At 65.2% G+C, this 15,228-nt stretch carries 15 protein-coding genes and 1 pseudogene; 11 read left to right on the top strand and 5 right to left on the bottom strand.

Features of this window, described 5'->3' with window-relative positions; all coding sequences use genetic code 11:
• The first annotated feature begins 90 nt into the window (after positions 1–90).
• Positions 91–237 (top strand): histidine kinase, encoded by a 147-nt coding sequence (locus ACUXVA_RS08850; protein WP_265080649.1) that lies wholly within the window; start codon positions 91–93, stop codon positions 235–237.
• On the opposite strand, the gene ACUXVA_RS08845 is transcribed toward ACUXVA_RS08850, so the two are convergent.
• Positions 227–805, bottom strand: a complete 579-nt coding sequence (locus ACUXVA_RS08845; protein WP_265080650.1) for a TetR/AcrR family transcriptional regulator — start codon at positions 803–805, stop codon at positions 227–229. The two genes, ACUXVA_RS08850 and ACUXVA_RS08845, sit on opposite strands and share 11 nt — an antisense overlap.
• Positions 806–910: 105 nt before the next feature.
• On the opposite strand from ACUXVA_RS08845, the gene ACUXVA_RS08840 reads away from it, so the two are divergent.
• The 6 genes from ACUXVA_RS08840 (at position 911) to ACUXVA_RS08815 (ending at position 4,916) form a co-directional block, all read left to right on the top strand.
• Entirely contained in the window at positions 911–1,933 is a 1,023-nt protein-coding gene (locus ACUXVA_RS08840) for an SDR family oxidoreductase (protein ID WP_265080651.1), read from the top strand.
• Positions 1,934–1,965: 32 nt separating this feature from the next.
• Entirely contained in the window at positions 1,966–2,373 is a 408-nt protein-coding gene (locus tag ACUXVA_RS08835) for a nuclear transport factor 2 family protein (RefSeq protein WP_265080652.1), read from the top strand.
• A 44-nt stretch (positions 2,374–2,417) separates the two neighbouring features.
• A complete protein-coding gene (gene xerD, locus ACUXVA_RS08830) occupies positions 2,418–3,380 on the top strand; it encodes a site-specific tyrosine recombinase XerD (protein ID WP_265080653.1) in 963 nt (320 codons plus the stop codon).
• A gap of 149 nt (positions 3,381–3,529) precedes the next feature.
• Positions 3,530–3,757, top strand: coding sequence for a hypothetical protein (locus ACUXVA_RS08825; RefSeq protein ID WP_265080654.1), 228 nt, complete (start codon positions 3,530–3,532; stop codon positions 3,755–3,757).
• Entirely contained in the window at positions 3,715–4,164 is a 450-nt protein-coding gene (locus ACUXVA_RS08820; protein WP_445491682.1) for a PadR family transcriptional regulator, read from the top strand. Before ACUXVA_RS08825 ends, ACUXVA_RS08820 begins: the two co-directional genes overlap by 43 nt.
• On the top strand, positions 4,164–4,916 hold the full coding sequence (locus ACUXVA_RS08815; protein WP_445491680.1) for a siderophore-interacting protein: 753 nt from the start codon (positions 4,164–4,166) through the stop codon (positions 4,914–4,916). The genes ACUXVA_RS08820 and ACUXVA_RS08815 overlap by 1 nt, the downstream gene beginning before the upstream one ends.
• On the opposite strand, the gene ACUXVA_RS08810 is transcribed toward ACUXVA_RS08815, so the two are convergent.
• The gene (locus ACUXVA_RS08810; protein WP_265080657.1) at positions 4,917–5,651 is read right to left on the bottom strand and encodes a cytochrome b; all 735 of its coding nucleotides are present in this window, start codon (positions 5,649–5,651) and stop codon (positions 4,917–4,919) included.
• Here ACUXVA_RS08810 and ACUXVA_RS08805 point away from each other — a divergent pair.
• Positions 5,638–6,600: an acetyl-CoA carboxylase carboxyltransferase subunit alpha gene (locus ACUXVA_RS08805; RefSeq protein ID WP_265080658.1), complete on the top strand. Its 963-nt coding sequence runs from the start codon at positions 5,638–5,640 to the stop codon at positions 6,598–6,600. The two genes, ACUXVA_RS08810 and ACUXVA_RS08805, sit on opposite strands and share 14 nt — an antisense overlap.
• A 301-nt stretch (positions 6,601–6,901) precedes the next feature.
• Here the strand turns inward: ACUXVA_RS08805 and ACUXVA_RS08800 are convergent, their stop codons facing one another.
• Positions 6,902–7,855: a peptidylprolyl isomerase gene (locus ACUXVA_RS08800; protein ID WP_265080659.1), complete on the bottom strand. Its 954-nt coding sequence runs from the start codon at positions 7,853–7,855 to the stop codon at positions 6,902–6,904.
• 360 nt (positions 7,856–8,215) lie between these two features.
• Between ACUXVA_RS08800 and secA the strand changes: the two genes are divergently transcribed.
• Positions 8,216–11,059: a preprotein translocase subunit SecA gene (gene secA, locus ACUXVA_RS08795; protein WP_445491677.1), complete on the top strand. Its 2,844-nt coding sequence runs from the start codon at positions 8,216–8,218 to the stop codon at positions 11,057–11,059.
• 222 nt (positions 11,060–11,281) lie between these two features.
• On the opposite strand, the pseudogene ACUXVA_RS08790 reads toward secA, so the two are convergent.
• A pseudogene (locus tag ACUXVA_RS08790) lies at positions 11,282–12,737 on the bottom strand (L,D-transpeptidase family protein).
• 236 nt (positions 12,738–12,973) lie between these two features.
• A complete protein-coding gene (locus ACUXVA_RS08785; RefSeq protein WP_265080662.1) occupies positions 12,974–13,747 on the bottom strand; it encodes a methyltransferase domain-containing protein in 774 nt (257 codons plus the stop codon).
• A gap of 110 nt (positions 13,748–13,857) precedes the next feature.
• Between ACUXVA_RS08785 and gloB the strand changes: the two genes are divergently transcribed.
• A complete protein-coding gene (gene gloB / locus ACUXVA_RS08780) occupies positions 13,858–14,625 on the top strand; it encodes a hydroxyacylglutathione hydrolase (protein WP_265080663.1) in 768 nt (255 codons plus the stop codon).
• Positions 14,622–15,047: a cupin domain-containing protein gene (locus ACUXVA_RS08775; protein ID WP_265080664.1), complete on the top strand. Its 426-nt coding sequence runs from the start codon at positions 14,622–14,624 to the stop codon at positions 15,045–15,047. Before gloB ends, ACUXVA_RS08775 begins: the two co-directional genes overlap by 4 nt.
• Positions 15,048–15,228: the final 181 nt, after the last annotated feature.

Genomic DNA, 15,228 nt, shown 5'->3' with positions numbered 1-15,228 from the left:
GTTGCCACAGACTCTTGCAACAACCCATCGAACATGCTGCTACTCGGCCCTGCCGCGCCCGACCTCCATCGCCGCCTTGAGTTCCCCGCTATGCCCAGCCTGTTCCGCTTTCTGACGGTCGTCGCGGTGATCGGCGGCATCGGCTATGCGGCGATCTACGCGCTGGCCAATTTCGTCACGCCGAAGCCGCGGGAAATGACCGTGACCATCCAGCCGGACAAGTTTCTCAAGAAATAGCGGCGCGCAGCAGGCGCATGAAGAGCCGCATGTGGTCTTCGCGTTGGCCGCCATCGCCGGGCGCGTGCTTGATCCCGTCCATCGCAGCGACAATGACGCCCGCAATATCGGCGGGCCGCGCCTGCAGCGGATCCGGGGCGATCACACCGGCACGATGCGCATCGGCCAGCGCCTGTGCCAGCAAAGCGACCAGCCTTTCGCGAGCCGCCAGCGTGATGTCCCTGGCCAGCGCCATGTTGACGTCGAACAGCTCGACCGCATCGGCGCTGCCGGCAAACGGCGCGATCAGGCCGCGGTGGAACGCAGCGACGGCAGCTTCGAGCCGCTCGAACACGTCGCCGGGGCCCGCCAGCACCGCCGCGACGTCCTGCATCGTCCGGGCGTGGGCGCGCGTCGATCCGGCGCGGAACACCTCCTCCTTGCTGCTGAAGCTGAGATAGAGCGACGCCCGCGAAATCCCCGCGGCGCGCGCAATGTCCGCCATCGAGGCCTTGCGGAAGCCATGGCGAACAAACACCGGGAGGGCCGCGTCGAGGATGTGGTCGGATTTGGCATCGCGTTCAGTCATTCAGACAGATTGACAGTCTCCGTCCAAAGCGTCAAAAGACTATTGGACAAATTATGTCTATGTGTCTAATTTGAATTTTCTCGCTACCCGCGAAAAGGACTGAACATGACAGAGCTTTCCACGGTCCTGGTGACCGGGATCGGCGGATTTCTCGGCGGCCATATCGCCCGGCAATTGCTGGCGGGAGGCTACGCTGTGCGCGGCAGCCTTCGCCGCCTCGGCGATGCCGACCGCATCGCGCAACAGATTTGCGCGACGCCGGCCGCCCGCCGCAGGCTCCGCTTCATCGAAGCCGACCTGCGCGCCGACGCCGGATGGGACGAAGCGGCTGCCGGCTGCCGCTACGTGATCCACACCGCCTCACCTTTTCCGGCCGGGATACCAGCAGACGAGAACGAGCTGATCGGCCCGGCGCGCGATGGCGCGTTGCGGGTGCTGCGCGCGGCGCAGCGCGCCGCCGTGACGCGGGTGGTGCTGACCTCGTCGATCGCCGCCACCAATCACGGCAGCGGCGTGGCGCCCTTTACGGAAAATGAATGGACCGATACGGCCGGCAAGCGCGCCACGCCTTACTACAAATCGAAGACGCTGGCGGAGCGCGCGGCCTGGGCCTTTGCCGGGGAAACCGGACTCGACCTCGCGGTGATCAACCCCGGCATCATCTTCGGCCCGCTGCTGGGGCCGGAGTTCGGCACCTCGGTGGGGCTGATCCAGCAAATGATGAACGGCGGACTGAAGCGAGTGCCGCGCTTCGGCGTTGCGGTCGTCGATGTGCGCGACGCGGCCGATGTCCATATCCGCGCGATGACGCATCCGGAGGCGTCCGGCCAGCGCTTCATCGCCGCCGGCGAGTTTCTGTGGATGCGCGACATGGCGGCAGTGCTCGCCGAGGCTTTTCCCGAGCGGGCTGCCCTGTTGCCGTCGGGCGACGTGCCGAACTGGATGATCCGGATAATGGCGCCGTTCAGCGCGCGGTCGCGCATGATCGTGAACGAGCTCGACCTCGACCTCAGCGTCAGCGCCGCCAAGGCGCAACGATTGCTGGGATGGCAGCCGCGGCCGGCCCGCGAAGCCATTCGCGCCACCGCCCAGAGCCTGATCGATCACGGCCTCGTCGCGGCCGCCTGACCCCTTCGCATCCCCTTTTAACGGAGCCTCCTGTGACCTCATCCCTCGCCGAACCGACCTCCCCGCAAGCCGAGCAGCTTCGCGACATCGAACGCACCCGGCTGCGCGCGCTGGTCGGCGCCGACATGGCCGTGGCCGAACCGCTGCACGCGGCGGACTTCCAGTTGATCACGCCGATCGGCGCGGCCTTGTCGAAGGCCGAATATCTCGGCGCGGTGGCCGGCGGACACATCAACTATCTGGTGTGGGAGCCCGGTAACATCGCCGTACGTCTGCAACAAACCAGCGCGGTGATTCGCTATCGCGCGCGTCTCGAAGTGGTGTTCGGCGGCCACCATGTGCCGGCCGGCGACTACTGGCACACCGACGCCTACGAGCGGCGCGACGGGCACTGGATGGTGGTGTGGTCGCAGGCGACGTCGATCGTGCCGCGCGCCTGACGAAAACAGCTTCGGAGATTCGGCTCGTGCGCTATGATTGGCGCATGAGCACTGGCAAAACTTCCGACGGCAAACTCTCCGCCCTGTTCCTCGACATGCTGGCTGCCGAACAGGGCGCCGGCGAGAACACGCTGGATGCCTACCGCCGCGATCTCGAGGATTTTTCCGAGTTTGCCGCCCACGCCAAATCAGGGTTCCTAGCTGCCGACACGCAGATGCTGCGCGACTACCTCGAGGATCTCGACGGTCGCGGCTTCAAGTCGACCACTGTAGCCCGGCGGCTGTCAGCGCTGCGCCACCTGTTCCGCTTCCTGCTCAGCGAGCGCATTCGCAACGATGATCCGGCGGCGATCCTGTCCGGCCCCAAGCGCGGCCGCAGCCTGCCCAAGGTTCTGTCGATCGCCGATGTGGACGCCATGCTGACCCGCGCCAAGACGCTGGCCACAGCAGCGTACGCCGCAGCGCCGCAGCGCCTGCGCGCGGCGCGGCTGTATTGCCTGCTGGAGGTCCTGTACGCGACCGGGCTGCGGGTTTCCGAACTGGTGTCGCTGCCGCTGACCGCAGCGCGCCGCGACGCCCGCATGATCGTGGTGCGCGGCAAGGGCAACAAGGAGCGGCTGGTGCCGCTCAACGAGACCGCCAAGCAGGCGATGGCGGACTACCTCGCGGCCATGGATGCCGCGCAACGCGAACAGCCGAAGAAATCTGCGGCGTCCAAATGGCTGTTCCCGTCGTTCGGCGAAAGCGGCCACCTGACGCGGCAACATTTTGCCCGCGATCTCAAGGAACTCGCCGCCGCCTCCGGGCTGTCGCCGCGACTTGTCAGCCCGCACGTGTTGCGCCACGCCTTCGCCAGCCATCTGCTGCACAACGGCGCGGATCTCCGCATCGTCCAGACGCTGCTCGGGCATACCGACATCTCCACCACCCAGATCTACACCCATGTGGTGGAAGAGCGCCTCAAGAGCCTGGTGCGCGACCTGCACCCGTTGGCCGAGAAGGGCTGAACAGCCCGCCTCCTTCCCTGGACGACAATTCCCTCGCTCTAAAATAATCCAAGATATATCTTGACTGCTCGTCATTGAGATATATCTTGGAGGTATCAAAACCAAACTTAGAGGTAACAAGATGTATAATTTTCGACATCAGGAGCCGGGTGGCCGTTTCCACGGACGCCATGGCGGTGAAGGACGACATGGGCAAGGACTACACGGCGAGGGTCGGCACTGCGGGGAACGCCACGCCGGTCCGCGCGGTGGCGGGCATGAGCGCGGCGAAGGCGGCAGCTGGGAATCCGACGACAGCGGTCGCGGTCATGGTCGCGGCGGCGGACGGCGGCGGATGTTCGACGGCAGCGAGTTGCGGCTCGTGCTGCTCAAGCTGATCGCCGACAAGCCGCGCCACGGCTACGACCTGATCCGGGCCATCGAGGAGCGCACCAGCGGCGCCTATGCGCCGAGCCCCGGCATCGTCTATCCCACCCTGACCCTGCTCAGCGACATGGCGTTGATCAGCGAGCAACTCACCGAAGGCGCGCGCAAGCAGTTCGCCGTCACGCCGGAGGGCACCGCGCATCTGGCCGACCACGCCGCCGAGGTGGCAGCGATGTTCGCCCGGCTCGACGCTCTCGCCGCCATGCGCGACCGCACCGACTCCGTGCCGGTCCGCCGCGCCATGCACAACCTGAAGAGCGTGCTGATGCACCGGCTCGGCGAGGGACTGGACCGCGACAGGCTGCTGCAGGCGGTGGCATTGATCGACGAAGCCGCGCAAAAAATCGAGCGGCTCTGATGGATATCGATCAACGTCATCAGACCGTCCGCGTGCGGCACGAATTGCGTCGCCGCACGCTGACGGTGCAATCCATCGCGCAACTGTCGCCGCACATGCTTCGTGTGAACTTCGCGTCGCCGGAACTGCACGATTTCGTCAGCGCCTCGCATGACGATCACATCAAGCTGTTCTTTCCCAATGGGGACGGCGAACCGGCCCGTCGCGACTTCACGCCGCGACGGTTCGACACCGGCAAGGGTATGCTGACCATCGACTTCGCGCTGCATGATGCGGGGCCGGCGACGCAATGGGCGGCATCGGCGAAACCGGGCGACATGCTGCAGATCGGCGGGCCGCGCGGGTCATCGGTAGTGCCCGACGATTTCGACTGGTACCTGCTGATCGGCGACGAGACCGCATTGCCGGCCATCGGCCGGCGGGTCGAGGAACTGCGCGCCGGCGTTCCGGTGACCACCTTCGTCATCGGCGGCGCCGGTGCGGGGCAGCAGTTCGACACGCACGCCGCGTGGACGCCGCATTGGGTGACACGCCATGCCGACTTCGACGACGCCGAACTGCTGCACGCGGCGCTTGCCGACCACTCGTTTCCCGACGGCGATGGCTTTGTGTGGATCGCCGCAGAAGCCTCCGTCGCGCGCCACCTGCGCGGCGACATGGTCGATGAGCGCAACCATCCGCGCGCATGGGTCAAGGCCGCCGGCTACTGGAAGCGCGGCATCGCCGATGCCCATGAGAAGATCGAGGACTGATCAGTCCCGGCCGCGCCCACCGGTCATGCGCGACAGCACCTCGTCGCGCTTGATCCAGTGATGCCAGGCCACCGCGGCGAGATGCAGCAGCACCACCGCACCGATGACCCAGGCAACACGATCGTGCAGCAACTCGCCCCAGTCGGTGACGGCCTTGTCGCGCGGCAGCACCCGCGGCCACTGGAATAGGCCGAACCACGGCAGCGAATAGCCGCCGGCGGCGGAAAACATATAGCCAGTCACCGGCATGGCGATCATCAGGACGTAAAGCGCCGCATGACCGGCGCGGCTGGCCCAATGGGTCATGCGATCCAGCGGCCGGCGATAAGGCGGCTCGCCAGCCCATGCCCGCCAGGCCAGCCGCACCATCAGCAGCACCAGTGCGGTCATGCCGAGCGACTTGTGAATCTCCAGCAGGCCCTTGCGCGGCTGCTGGCCGACCGGCAGGAAGGCCGCGATCACGCCCAGCACGATGGCCAGGACAATGATGAGTGCCATCGTCCAGTGCAGCGTGCGTTGCCCCCGACCGTATGCGAAACGGTTTTGGCCGGGCTCGCCATCATTCATGACAGTTGATGTGTTCATAGGGTTACCTTTCGGGCCTTGAGTAAAAAATAACCCGTTGATTTTCAACATGTAATTGTTGACTTGGCAGGCCATTTGACTTGAAAAGCCTGCGACTGCAGTTTCGCTCGCCGCCTCCATTCCCCATATGTTGTGAATGACCGAATCCATGCGCTCTTATCTCGACTTCGAAAAGCCCGTCGCCGAACTTGATTCCAAGGTCGACGAACTGCGCGCGCTCGCCGCCTCCGGCAGCGACATCGGCGACGAGATCAGCCGCATCGAGGACAAGGCGGCCAATGCGCTGCATGACCTCTACGTCAATCTGACGCCGTGGCAGAAGACCCAGGTGGCGCGGCATCCGCAGCGCCCGCACTGCATGAACTACATCGACGCGCTGATCACCGAATTCACGCCACTGGCCGGCGACCGCAAGTTCGGCGACGACGAGGCGCTGGTCGGCGGCTTCGGCCGGTTCCGGGGCGAGAGCGTATGCGTGATCGGCCAGGAGAAGGGCAACACCACCGAAAGCCGGCTGAAGCACAACTTCGGCATGGCGCGGCCGGAAGGCTATCGCAAGGCCGTCCGGCTGATGGAAATGGCCGACCGCTTCGGCATTCCCGTGCTGTCGCTGGTCGATACCGCCGGCGCCTATCCCGGCATCGGCGCCGAAGAGCGCGGCCAGGCCGAGGCGATTGCGCGCTCCACCGATGCCTGCCTCGGACTCGGCGTCGCCAATGTCGCCGTGATCATCGGCGAAGGCGGCTCCGGCGGCGCCATTGCCATCGCCACCTGCAACCGGGTGCTGATGCTGGAACACGCCATCTACAGCGTGATCTCGCCGGAAGCGGCATCGTCGATCCTGTGGCGCGATTCCACCAAGGCCCAGGAAGCCGCGACCAACATGAAGATCACCGCCCAGGACCTGATGCGGTTCGGCGTCATCGACCAGGTGCTGCGCGAGCCGGCCGGCGGCGCGCACCGCGATGCGCCCGCGATGATCGCCACCGCCGGCGACGCCATTGCGCAAGCCTTCAACGACCTGCGCGGGCTCGACGCCGCCACGCTGCGCCAGCAGCGCCGGCAGAAGTTCCTGGATATCGGCCGCAAGATCGGCTGAGACCTCTTCTCCGACAGCAAAAGCCCGCCTTCTGCGAGGAAGCGGGCTTTTTGTTGCGGTCGTCGTTTGAGCAAAAGCGCGCGCATGTCTTGGCTCCATCTTCCCCTCCCCCTCGTGGGAGAGGGTGGCCGCGCGAAGCGCGGACGGGAGAGAGGGAGCCACAAACTCTAAAGAAGAGCCCTCTCCCGTCTCGAACCCCGCTTTGCGGGGCTTCGATCCACCCTCTCCCGCCAGCCGCCGCTGCGCGGCGGCTGGCGGGAGAGGGGAAGATCGGAGCTTCGCGCTTACTTACTTCGCTCGCTTACTTCTTGGCGGGCGCCATCTTGCTGTCGGCCGGCTTCGGCGCATCAGCTTTCGGTGCGTCAGCCTTCGGGGCATCGGCGGACTTGGCGATTGCCGGCGTTGCGGCAGCCTGGTCCATGCGCTCGATCTTGGCGCCTTCGCGCAGCTTGGTGACGAACTCGGCCTGGGCCTTGCGCACCACGTAGGTCTCGATCTGCGGCTTGACCTGCGCGAAGTCCGGCGCCTTGCGGTTGCGCTTTTCCTCGACCTTGATGACGTGCCAGCCGAACTGCGACTTCACGGGATCGGAGATCTTGCCCGGCTCCAGCGCGAAAGCGACGGCGGAGAATTCCGGCACCATCTGGTCCTTGGTGAAGAAGCCGAGATCGCCGCCATCGGCAGCACCTGGATCCTTCGACTTCTTCTTGGCCAGTTCGGCGAAGTCGGCGCCCTTCTTCAGCTCCTCCTCGACCGTCTTGGCCTCGGCCTCGGTCTCCACCAGGATGTGGCGGGCGTGAACCTCCTGCTCGCCGGTGATCTGCTTGGCAGCGTCCTCATAGACCTTCTTCATGGCCTCATCGGTGGTCGCGGCCTTGCCTTCGACAGCCAGCAGGTTGTCCATCAGCAGACGGTTGCGGGCAAAGGCCAGCCTGGTCTTGAAGTCCTCGCGGTCGGCGATCTTCTTGTCTTCGGCAGCCTTGGCGACGATCTTCATGTCGATCAGGAAGGCCAGCACGTTCTCTTTCTTGGACGCCGGATCCATCTGCGCCAGGCTGGGGCCGAGCTCTTCTTCGGCGATCGCCACGTCGCTCTGGCGGATCTCCGAGCCATTGACCTTGGCCAGCACCGGATTGGCATCCTGCGCATAGACCGCAACGCTGGAGAGCAATGCCACCGCAAAAGCGCCTGTGACGGCGGCCAGGGCGAACCCCGGGCGCTGGCCCGGTTTCTTGTCGGGCGATACGATCGTCATGGAAAATCCTTATCTCACAAGTAGGGGCTGTTGGGGTCGGCGGGACAGTCACTCAAAGCACCCGTCTTGGCAACGCGAAAACTCTGTCAAAATGATGAAATCCTTGACAGGTTCGCGCCGTTGACAACCCTGTGGGGCAGCCATATCTCTGCAAAACCGGGCCGGTGGCGATGGCGCGCTTTTGGCTGCGCCGCCGTTATCTGAAGCCCGGCTGCCATTGAACCTCGGATTGCGCAATTCCCACTCATGTCGCGACGGCTTCCGGGGTCGGGATCCTGCCGCGATGCGTCCAGAATTGACCGCCGACCCGGTGGACCACGTCACGGCGGCAACGCCGAACTGCAAAGACAGGAATTCGTTATGATCGGCGCGCTCGCCCGCAAGTTTTTCGGCTCCGCCAATGACCGCCGCATCAAGGCCTACAATTCGCGGATCGAGGCGATCAACGCCCTGGAACCCGAAATCGCGGCCCTTTCCGACGAGGCCTTGCGCGCCCGCACGGTGGATTTCCGCGCCCAGCTCGCTGCCGGTAAAAGCCTCGACGATCTCTTGGTTCCAACCTTCGCCACGGTCCGCGAGGCCGCCAAGCGCACCCTCGGCCAGCGTCACTTCGACGTCCAGCTGATCGGCGGCATGGTGCTGCACGAGGGCGACATCGCCGAGATGAAGACCGGCGAAGGTAAAACCCTGGTCGCGACCCTGGCGGTCTATCTCAACGCCCTTGCCGGCAAGGGCGTCCACGTCGTCACCGTCAACGATTACCTCGCCAAGCGCGACTCGGCCTGGATGGGGCAGATCTACGGCTTCCTCGGTCTCACCACGGGCGTCATCGTCCACGGCCTCGACGATGCCGAGCGCCAGGCCGCCTACGCCTGCGACATTACCTACGGCACCAACAACGAATACGGCTTCGACTACCTGCGCGACAACATGAAGTACCGGCTGGAGGACATGGTCCAGCGCGGCCACTTCTACGCCATCGTCGACGAAGTCGACTCGATCCTGATCGACGAAGCGCGCACGCCGCTGATCATCTCCGGCCCGCTCGACGATCGCTCGGAATTCTACAACACCATCGACACCTTCCTGCCCAAGCTCGAGAAGACGACCGACTTCGAGGTCGACGAGAAGCAGCGCACGGTGACGCTGACCGAAGCCGGCATGGAGAAGATCGAGACCCTGCTGCGCGAGGCCGGCCAGCTCAAGGGCGAGACGCTGTACGACGTCGAGAACGTCTCCGTCGTACATCACATCAACCAGGCGCTGCGCGCCCATTCGCTGTTCCAGCGCGACAAGGACTACATCGTCCGCGACGACGAGGTGATAATCATCGACGAATTCACCGGCCGCATGATGCAGGGCCGGCGCTATTCGGAAGGCCTGCACCAGGCGCTGGAGGCCAAGGAACACGTCACCGTCCAGCCGGAAAACCAGACGCTGGCCTCGATCACCTTCCAGAACTATTTCCGCATGTATCAGAAGCTGGCCGGCATGACCGGTACGGCGCTGACCGAAGCCGACGAGTTGTTCGACATCTACAAGCTGGAAGTGGTGGAAGTGCCGACCAATGTCGGCATCGGTCGTCTCGACGAGGACGACGAGGTCTACCGCACCCAGAACGAGAAGCACGCCGCCATCATGGCCGAAGTCGAGCGCGCCAATGCGCGGATGCAGCCGGTGCTGGTCGGCACCGCCTCGATCGAGAAATCCGAAGTGCTCGGCGAATACCTGCTCAAGCACGGCTACAAGCAGATCGAATTCGACAAGCCCAAGGCGATGGACAAGCTCTACGCCGCAGCGCGCGCCGGCAAGCCGGCGAAGCTGTTCGCGGTGCTGAACGCGCGCTTCCACGAGCAGGAAGCCTATATCGTCGCCGAGGCCGGCGTTCCCGGCGCGATCACCATCGCCACCAACATGGCCGGCCGCGGCACCGACATCAAACTCGGCGGCTCGCTGGAAATGCGGGCGGCGATCGAGACCGCCGACATGACCGACGAGGCCGAGAAGGCCGCGCGCATCGAGGAGATCAAGGCCGAGATTGCCACCTTCCGCGAGATGGTGCTGAACGCCAAGGAAACCGTCGAGACCGAGCCTGCCAAGGGCAGCAAGCCGGCCAAGACCGTGACCCGGCCCGGCGGCCTCTACATCATCGGCTCCGAACGCCACGAATCGCGCCGCATCGACAACCGGCTGCGCGGCCGCTCCGGCCGCCAGGGCGACCCCGGCCGCTCGAAGTTCTTCCTGTCGCTGGAAGACGACTTGATGCGGATCTTCGGCTCCGACCGGCTCGACACCATGCTGACGCGGCTTGGTCTCAAGGAAGGCGAAGCCATCATCCATCCGTGGATCAACAAGGCGCTGGAGAAGGCGCAGCAGAAGGTCGAGGCGCGCAACTTCGACATCCGCAAAAATCTGCTGAAGTATGACGACGTCCAGAACGATCAGCGCAAGGTGATCTTCGAGCAGCGCGTCGACCTGATGAAATCGGACAATGTCGCCGACACCGTCGCCGACATGCGCCGCGCCTTCGTCGAGGATCTGGTCACCAAGCACGTGCCGGAAAACCAGTATGCCGAGCAGTGGGACGTGGTTGGTCTCAAGGAAGAACTGACCCGCGTGCTCGACCTCAACCTGCCGGTCGATGAATGGGCCAAGGAAGAAGGCATCGCCGACGAGGAGCTGCTGGACCGCATCGAGAAGCGCGCCGACGAGCACATGGCTGCCAAGGTGGCGCAGTGGGGCCCCGACGTGATGCGCTACGTCGAGAAGACCATCCTGCTGCAGACGCTGGATCACCTCTGGCGCGAGCATCTGGTGATGCTGGATCATCTGCGCCAGGTGATCGGCCTGCGCGGCTATGGCCAGCGCGATCCGCTGCAGGAATACAAGGCGGAAGCCTACAACCTGTTCGAGGCGATGGTCGGCAACCTGCGCGAAGCGGTGACGGCTCGGCTGATGCGCGTCGAGATCGTGCCGCCGGACGTGCAGCCCGAACTGCCCGTGATGGAAGCGCACAAGCTCGACCCCAACACCGGCGAGGACGAGATGGCCTATGCCAACGCCGCGCTGGCGCCGCCGATGGGCGTCGACACCGTGGTGCGCGACCCCGCCAACCCCGACACCTGGGGCAAGGTCGGCCGCAACGAGGATTGCCCGTGCGGCTCCGGCAAGCGCTACAAGCACTGCCACGGAAAGTATGCGTGAGCTGAGCAGCGCGTGAACCAACCTCTTCCCGCTTGCGGGGAGAGGTCGGAGCCTGAGTGCAGCGAAATCTCCGCGTAAGGGCGAGCCAGCGAGTGAAACTCTGGCTGCGGCTCGCCGGCTCGAATGACCCGCGGTCCATCAAGCCGCGATCTCCCGCTTGGCAAAGCCTTGCCTAGCGGGCAGAGGTACCAAAGGCACCTTCCACCTAACTGAACTGAAGTTCTACCTGGCCGCCGAGAAGCGGGAGTCGAACGAGTTGGCGGGCACCACAGCAGCAGCGCCAGCCAGGGCATTGCCGGCGGGCGTCGCGGCGGCAGCGGACTGCTCGGCGACAGTCGGCTTGAGCTGAGGCTTGGCGGCCGTTGCGACGTGCTTGGTTTCTACCGGCTTCGCTGCCGGTGCCGCGGCGGCGGGCTTGATTACGGCCGGCTTGGGCTTTTCCGGCGATGCGACTTTTGCGGTTGCCGTCGTCTCGGACGCGCCGCCGATCCCGACTTTCTTCGCCAGGTTGCTGAAGAAGCCACCCTCCGACGACGCCGATGCGACGCGGGTGGCCGGCGTCACCGCCACCACCGGCTCATCCGAGGCGGCGAACAGCGACGCCGAGCTCGGCGCGATGTTGGGCTTGGGCGGGTTGACGTGCGGCGGGATGGTGCCGGGCGCGCGCGCATAGGCCGCGGTCTGCATGCCCGGGACGTCCGGTTCAGACAGGCCGGTGGAGCCGTCCGGGATCTTGGAAGCGAATACCTTGTTCATGCCGCCGTCGATGTCCGGCCGGCGCATGGCCACAGGCGTCCCCTTGGCGATCAGTTCGGCAGTCTTGGCGTCATCCTGCTGTTGCTTGGCGGCGACCGCATCGGCGATCTCCGGCGGAATCGTATAGGCCGGGCACTTGGCGGAGGCGTTGAACACCGGCGCCCGCGACATGTTCGTGTTCGCCGGCAGCGCCGGATCGAACACGTACTTGTTCTCGCAGAACTCGACCTTGGGCTCCTGCCGCGTCACCTCGAAATGATCGTAGCCCTGCTTGATCATCTTCCAGAACGGCATGTTCGGGTTGTTGCGATGCCTCGCCATGTTCACCGGCGTCATCCTGAAGGGGAATGCCGCGAACTGGAACGAGGCGCTGGCCGCCGAAGAAGGACTCGCGACCGAGCGTATAGATTTCCGAGATCTGTTCGTCGGTCATGGCGTAGCAGCCGCGCGACGAGCAATCGCCGTGCACCATCGGCTGCGAGCCGGTGCGTCCCAGCGACTTGTCGAATGCATTGGGGTAGCCGGTGTTGAACGACAGGTAGTAGGCCGACTGCGGATTCATCTGCGCCGGCGTGATGTTGTAGAAGCCTTCCGGCGCCTGCCGGTCGCCTTCCCTGACCTTGGGGCCGAGATCGCCGGACCAGCGGCAGATCGGGTAGGTCTTGAGCAGCGCAAACTGACCGGAGCGGGTCTGCTTCCAGACCTCGAGCTCGGCCTCCTGCTTGAACACGCGCACCAGCATCGGCGACTGCGGGTCCATGTCCTTGGCCTGCATCTCGGCGATGAGCTTCTCGGGGATCGGCTTGTTGGCCTTGGCGTTGTTGGCCAGTGAAATCTCGTCGCTATTGCAGCCGGCCAGCACCATGCCGGTCGCAAGCACAACCGACGTGACGAGCGCGCGAGCGAGCGAGCGATTGATCAAAATGAAGCTCCGCAGCCGATGGGCACAACGCACCCCAAAATCCACCGTCCATGCCCGTAGCATGGGCGAACTTATCCGGAAGCCCCCCTGCTCGCAAGCCAACCGGCCGCAGCAGCGGGGTTCCCGATACCCTCGATTACCCTTGGTCGCGTTAAGTTAAAACTTCGTGCCGGGGCCGAATTGCGGCCGAAACGCCGGATCTGCCGAAAAGCTGCTCGGTTTGGTTAAGAGTCCGCTCATCGCGATTGCGGCTCGGCTTCGGGGACGCCGTCCTCGTCGCGCTGAAGGGATGACGGTACCAGCACCGGCTGCAGCGCCGGAATCAGCCGCGTGCGCTCGCGATGCGCCGGAATCGCGCGGTAAACCTGCTTGGTGGCCTCGACGATGTGGACTCCGGCGAAGGGCAGCGACAGCGCCGCGCCCACCTTCTCCCAGGCCATCGCCGACCGCAGGAACCAGCCGCCGCCAAACGGCGGCATGAACAGCGCCTCGCTCCACGACGTGGGCGTGAACCAGGTCTGGCGTAACAGTTGCGTGATCTGGGAGCGCGAATAGGGCCGGCCGTGGCCGAACGGCGTGTTGTCGGTGCGGGTCCAGACGCCGCGCCGATTCGGGATCACCGCCAGCACGCGGCCGGACGGCGCCAGCACCCGCCACACCTCGCGCAACAGGCCCTCGGGATCGTCACACATCTCCAGCGCATGGACCAGCAGGATGCGGTCCACGGCGGCATCGGGCAGCGGCAGCGAGAACTCGTCGACCAGAGCGGCGAGGGCCGGCTTCGCGGTCGGCCATTTCAGCACGCCCTGTGCCGCCGGCATGAAGGCGATACAGCGCTCGCAGTCTTCGCGGAACAGGCCGAGATAGGGCGTGGGGTAGCCGATCCCGAGCACGCGCTGGCCCTGGACATGCGGCCATTGCGCGTGGATGCCGCGATTGATCAGCCGCCGCGCCACAATACCGAGGCGGCGCGAATAGAAATCCCGGAGATCGATCACGTCGATGGTCATCGGGCAAATCTAGCACGTCGCCCCACACGATGGGGCCACCAATCACGCATTGCCGACTGATCGTTAACGCCATATGTCATGGCTCTGTCCGATCAGATCCCGGAGACATGATGGCCGCCGAAATTCGCCTGTTCACCTGCCTGACCGACAATTTCGGCTATCTGATTCACGATCCGCAGAGCGGTGCCACCGCCTCGATCGATGCCCCCGAAGCCGGTCCCATCATCAGGGTGCTCGAGCGCGAAGGCTGGCAGCTCACCGACATCCTGGTCACCCATCACCACGCCGATCATGTCGGCGGCATCAAGGAGCTCAAGCAGCAGTACAACTGCCGCGTGGTGGCGCCGTACGACCAGACCGCGCCGATCCCGCTGGTGGATGTGCGCGTCGCCCAGGGCGACATCGTCAAGGTCGGCACGCTGCTGGCGCGGGTGCTGGAAACGCCAGGCCACACCCTCGACCATGTCTCCTATGTGTTCGACGAGGACAAGGCGCTGTTCGCCGCCGACACCCTGTTCTCAGGCGGCTGCGGCCGGGTGTTCGAGGGCAGCTATCCGATGATGTGGCAGTCGCTGATCAAGTTGCGCGCGCTGCCCGACGATTTCCGGCTGTATTGCGGCCATGAATATACCGCCGCCAACGTCAAGTTCGCGCTCGGCATCGAGCCCGGCAATGCCGCGCTGCAGGCGCGCGCCGCGCAGGTGGCGCAGCTGCGTGCGGCGGGACAGCCGACCATTCCCGCGCTGCTCGGCGACGAGAAGCAGACCAACGTATTCCTGCGCGCCGACGAGCCGACCGTCGCCGCCGGCGTGCGGCTGAAGGGTGCCAGCGCCGACGACGTGTTCGCCGAACTGCGCGAGCGCAAGAACAAGTCGTGACAGAGACCGCGGCCGAGATCATCGCGCGGCTCGATCTCAGGCCGCATCCCGAAGGCGGGCATTTTCGCGAGACGTTTCGCGATGCCCGGGTGGATGCGGACGGACGCTCGCTGTCCACCGCGATCTACTTCCTGCTGGCACGCGGCGAGTCCTCGCATTGGCATCGCATCGATGCGGTGGAGATCTGGCACTACTACGCAGGCAGTGCCCTGACGCTTCGTATCGCCGACGCCCAGGGCGAGCGCACCATCGTGCTCGGCCCCGATCTGGCCGCGGGCGAAATGCCGCAGGCCATCGTGCCTGTTCACGCCTGGCAGGCCGCGGCGACCACCGGCGACTGGACGCTGGTCGGCTGCACCGTGGCGCCCGGATTCGATTTTGCGACATTCGAACTGGCGCCGAAGGACTGGATGCCCGCATAGCTGCCCAGAATTCAGTTGTCGTCGCCCGGCCTGGCGCGCAATTGCGCGCCGGGACCGGGCGATCCAGTAGCCGACGGCGTTCGTGTTTGCCGCCGATATCATCCGCAACGACAGCGTTTACTGGCTCGCCCGGTCAAGCCGGGCGATGACAGTCGAGCGTGGGGCTTTCCGCCTGCTTGCA

The organism is Rhodopseudomonas sp. RCAM05734, from assembly GCF_052658035.1.
This window is presented reverse-complemented; position numbering and strand designations above follow the sequence as displayed.